Source organism: Pseudoalteromonas sp. SR45-5, from assembly GCF_014163565.1.
Taxonomy (GTDB): domain Bacteria; phylum Pseudomonadota; class Gammaproteobacteria; order Enterobacterales; family Alteromonadaceae; genus Pseudoalteromonas; species Pseudoalteromonas distincta.
In genome coordinates this window covers 1-5,158 of the sequence record NZ_JACJDN010000278.1, presented here as the reverse complement: position 1 = coordinate 5,158, position 5,158 = coordinate 1, and the positions used below count along the sequence as shown (strand labels likewise).

Sequence of the window (5,158 nt, the reverse complement as noted above, 5' to 3'; positions counted from 1 at the left end):
CCCTGCAATGACACCATTTGCAGTCGTATCGGGGTTACGTATTGCTTTAATATTTAAAAATGGTTGTTCAATTGAACCGCTAAAACCGACTTGCCCGGTGCTGATTATTAAATCTTGCCCAAAGGCTAAGTAAGTACCTTCAATTAAGTTAAGCTCACCTGTGGCTATAATTGGTGCTCCTTGACTCATTTTTATCGCTAAATCACCCGCAACTTTTGATTCCAAGCCAAACGATTCTACTTTTACATCGTTTTTGACAATCACTTTTAAATCTATGTCGTAATCAAACGGAACTGTTTCGGTGGCCTCGGTTTTTTGATCAACAATAATTTCATCATCGCTAACTTGCACTGCGCCCTCTGGGAGCTCTTCAATCATTATACGACCGTAAGGCACAACTACCTCACCAGCAAGCTTGAGTGCATTATTAGCCAAGCCTATTTTTAAATCCGGCGATACTTTAAAAGTAACCCCTTGCTGCGCACGTACATAAAACTGCTCGCCAACTACCGCCACATTTACAGCAGGTTGCGCACCTTGCCAATCAACGTCACCGGTGAGGTTTATTTTACCGCCCTGGTTGTCGTTTAAGTTGCCTTTTATTGTGGCTGTTGTTTTATCAAACAACACGTTTATATTTGATTTTTGCAGCGCTATAGGCAATTGCTCGCCCTCTAAACTAATATCGCTCACATTAAGCTCGCCATTTAATAATGGATCTTTTAACGTACCTACTAACGCGACTTTTCCACTAATATCACCTTTTAACTGCTCAAGGGTTTCAAGAAATGGTTGTAAGTCTGAAAGGAGTATTTTATCAATATTAATAGTGCCGTTAAGCGCTTGCGTATTTTGTATGTCGTCAATATCAATTTGTGTGTTTATTTTACCAAGCACACTTGATTCTAAATTAGCTTCAAGCTTGCCAACTTGAGAGTCCGAAAATGCACTAACAGTTAGAGTTTCGATTGGTAATTTAAAACGATCTTCTTCCGAGGTAAGCACCGCTTCTAAGTCGCTAGAATCGATATTTGCGCGTAATGTTTTAAGCGCACCACTTTGCCAATTAAGCGCTACATCGCCAGTTATATTACCGCGAGTACGAATGCTATTAGGTAAAAAGTGCTTAAGCTCCTCAAGAGCTAAATTGCTTAGTTTAGCATTTAGCTGACCGAGGTTTTTTGATTGGGCTAAGGTGTCTATGCACAATTTACTTTGCTCAGATGCCCAACAATGTGCACTTACATCAAAGTCGCCACTTTGCGTATTAACCATAATGGCAATATTTTTAGTATTACTAAAACTAAGCTTTTTATCGCTGAGCGTTACATTACTAAGCTCGCCATTCCAAGTGGTATTATTAATTTTGCCATTAACTTCAAACTCTACACTGCCTTGCTCAGCATCTACAGATGCCGTAAGTTGGTGATCTGTTTTGTCGCCGCTAATATCAATTTTAACGCTATTAATTTGCTGTTCGGCTACAAGCGCCGAACCAACACTTACCGAAACATCGGTTTGCCAATCGGCTGCGGTATCTAACTGCCCTTTTACTGATAATTTATTAATGTTTATTTCATCAAAAATAAAGCGATCGAGTATTAGCGCTAAATCAACAGAGGGCGTTAACCTTTCCCCTCTCACTTTTAAATTTGCGTTGCCATCAGCAGTAAATGGAATATTAGCTTTTTCATCACTTTTAAGCGTTACTTTGCCATCAACCTGCCAAGTGTCATCAACTTGCCCGCTTAGTGCTAATTTATTGGTGCCGCTACTTAAATAAAAACTATCAATATTAGCTTTTAACGTGTTGTCGAGCTTAAAGTTTGAGGCAAATTCTAGTGGCACGTCGTTAAGTAATCCGTTTAACTTTGTATTATTCATTTGTAGCTGCCACTTGTCGTCAGCTGCATTAAACGAGCCTTTAAACTGTCCTGAAATATCACTGGTAGCGGCATCAGTTAAGTACTGCGCTTTTAAGTTAGCAAGCGTGCCATTAAAGTTAGCCTGTATGCCTTTTTGCCAATCAACATTGGCTTTTATAGTTGCACTGCTTTCGTTCGCTTTAATGCTTAGCGCTTGTAAAGTTGCTTTGGTGAGACTGCCTTTTAATTGGGTATTTAAGTCAACAGCTGGGTACGCGCCTAATTGGCTATTCCCCTGCAGGCTAAGCTGGTAATCGTCGGCATTACCTTGTGCATTGAGGCTTACATTTCGCACTTTAAGCTCATTACTTTGTGCATCAATAAGCCACTGTTTAATTTTGCCATTTAACTCAAACGGATAGTTTTTTTGCTTTAAATTTGCCGTTGCCGTTAAACTAAGTGGATATTGCCCCTGCGTTTCTAAATTTAAGTTTAGATTTGATAAGTCACCATTCAACTGCAAATTGGCTTGGTGCTCATCACTTTGTAAAACAACATCCCCTTTTACGGGCAAATTTCCTGCAAGCTCAGCATTAAGGTGCGTATTAAGCTGCCACTGCTCATACTTTGCTGAGAATGACTCTAAATTAATAACCGCATCTTCCACACTTAATTGCAGCGAGATGTTTTCAATAACATGCTGGGCTTCGTTTTGCTCTATCGTAATGTTAGCTATTTCAAAGTCTTCAACAACTAAATCAAGTGGTGAAGTAAATTCTATATTAGGCAGTGCGGGTAGGTGCGTCAAAGGCGCTTGAGTATTTTGCGCCATTTGTGTTTTCGCATCTTGTTCTTGCTCTTTTAAAGCAACAAGTATGGTGGGAATATTCAGGCTTTTAACCGTCAGCTTTGAACCCTCTGCTTTTGCTGAGAGTTTAAAGTGATTAACGCTTACGTTTGCACTTGGATGCTCTAGAGTAAATTTATTGATCGCAATGTTTTTTAAAGCAATATTAAAAGGTAAGCTGATTTTTTCAAGCGGCTCTGCAGCGGCTTCTTCTTGTGACTCTGCAGTTTTTGGTAATGTTAAATTTATAGATTTAGCACTTAAGTTATCTATACAAATTCCATCGCACTGCCACCAAAACAAATCAATTTTCAATTGTTGTGCATTAAAATCCAATCCGTTGCTAGTAAAGCGCACATTAAAGGCATCATTATAAATAAAACGGCCATCTTTAATTACGATATGTAGTCCATCTACCGCTTTGTTTGCACTATAAGCAATAAATTGATTACCGGGTGCGGTAAATAACAAACAAAATAGTGCAACAACTAACGTGACAAAAATAGCACTTACGGCGGCTGTTATCTTTTTTAATACTGACATTAAATTTCTGGCCCTATGGTAATACTTAAACGTGTGCTTTTACTTTCTTTTGTTAATCCCCAAGCGTGGTCTATACGCACTGGGCCAACGGGTGTTAAATAGCGAAAACCAAAACCAGCGCCTACTTCAAAGTCATCAGAAAAATCATTCGTTGCTGTACCACCGTCAACAAATAAAGCTGCGCGCCAGTTTTGAGCAAACTGATAGTTGTACTCTATTGTACTGGTTAGTAAGTATTTACCACCGATGAGATCGCCATCATCATTTTCTGGCGATATTGATTGGTACGCAAAACCACGAACACTTTGATCGCCACCTGCGTAAAAACGCAGTGAGTAAGGTACGTTTTCAATATCATCAACAAGCATTGCACCAACATTTGCTTTTAAAAACACTAAATGCTTATCTAAGTATGTACGTAACCACGCATGTTGCATTTGCACCCTAATCAGATTAGTACTCGAAAGCACATCATCTAAACCAAACTCAGCAGATATAAGCCACTGCTCTCCCCAGTATGGAGTCGTGCCGCCTTTTGATTTTTTGCGGGCGTAGCTAATGCCCGGCATTAACATTTCGGTACTTTCTTCCTCTTCATCACCGATGCGGTAGGTTTCTTGGTCGCGGCGTAAAAATGCAGTACGCACCCACTTATTTTCGGTTAACCATTGGCGCTGAATTTGCCCCGTGAGTATTTCACTGTAGGTATCGTTTGTTAGTTCATCCTCTAATTTATATCCAGCAGAAAAACGCCATAAATCATCATTCGGATCATCAACTGGAATGGTATAAGCCATGGAAATATCTTGCTGCTTTTGCGCCACATTTAAATTAGTTTCGAGATAATGACCGTCTTCTGTGATCCACGGTTTACTCCATTTAAAACGCACTTTGGGCCCTAAGTCAGTACTAAAACCGCCGCCAATTTCATAGCTATTTGCAGGCTTGTGCAACACATCTACCTTAATAGGTACTTGGCTATTTTTACGCGCAGCAATATCGGCGTAAACTCGCACGCTTGCAAAATAAGGGGTGCTTGATAAATCCAAATTATAGTCAGCAATATGTGTTGATTTATAAGGTTGACCCTGAGTAAAAGGCGCAAGCGAGCGTATGTATTTTTCAGCAGGCGTATTACTAGCTATTTTTATATCACCAAACTGGTATCTAACCCCAGTATCAATTACAAAAGTAATAACAGCACTATTTTTCTTAAGTGACACTTCTAATTTGCGCGCTGGCCACTTTGCATCAAAATAGCCAAGCTCCAATAGCATAGATTCTATTTTTTTATGAGCAGAGTCGTATCTACCATGATTTAAAACATCACCTTGTTTTAAGTTGGTATTTTTAATTAATGCCTGTAATTGAGTATCATTTTGGCCATCGCCGTTTAGCGTAATATTAATTGCTTCTATGCGTGTTGCAGGACCTCGCTCAACTTTAACAATTAACTCGCTGTCGTCTTTATCATAAATAACCTCGACGGTCGGGCTATAATAACCAAGTGCTTTAATGCTATTTTGTACTTGCTTTTGGGCATAACGACGAAGTGTACGGGTTGGTTTTTCACCAATTAATTGCTTGAGATAAAGGGCTACGTTATTTTCTAAATCGCCACTTAACCCTTTAATTTCGTAATCTTCTATGACTTTTTCTGCCGCATAGCTATTTGTCGCAATTAAAGCGCTCACAACACATATGCAACGTAAAAACTTAATAAACAAGTAAATATCCTTACTTTTAATATCTTACATAAAACTGGCTGATTACGCGCATATTAGCATAGCCATAATGAGCAACACATTAACTTAATGACAATCTAACGCGTAAATTTAACTTTGAATAAGTATCAGCATAATTAAAATTAGTACGCGTTAAGACAATATTTTAGTTACAATAG

2 protein-coding genes are annotated in these 5,158 nt (G+C 39.0%); both read right to left on the bottom strand.

Features of this window, described 5'->3' with window-relative positions; translation table 11 throughout:
* Positions 1-3,255, bottom strand: a 3,255-nt coding sequence (locus tag H5072_RS11385; protein WP_182693583.1) for a translocation/assembly module TamB domain-containing protein, incomplete at its 3' end; no start/stop codon positions are given.
* Complete coding sequence (locus tag H5072_RS11380; protein WP_182693582.1) at positions 3,255-4,982, bottom strand: autotransporter assembly complex family protein; 1,728 nt, start codon at positions 4,980-4,982, stop codon at positions 3,255-3,257. The genes H5072_RS11385 and H5072_RS11380, both read right to left, overlap by 1 nt.
* Positions 4,983-5,158: the final 176 nt, after the last annotated feature.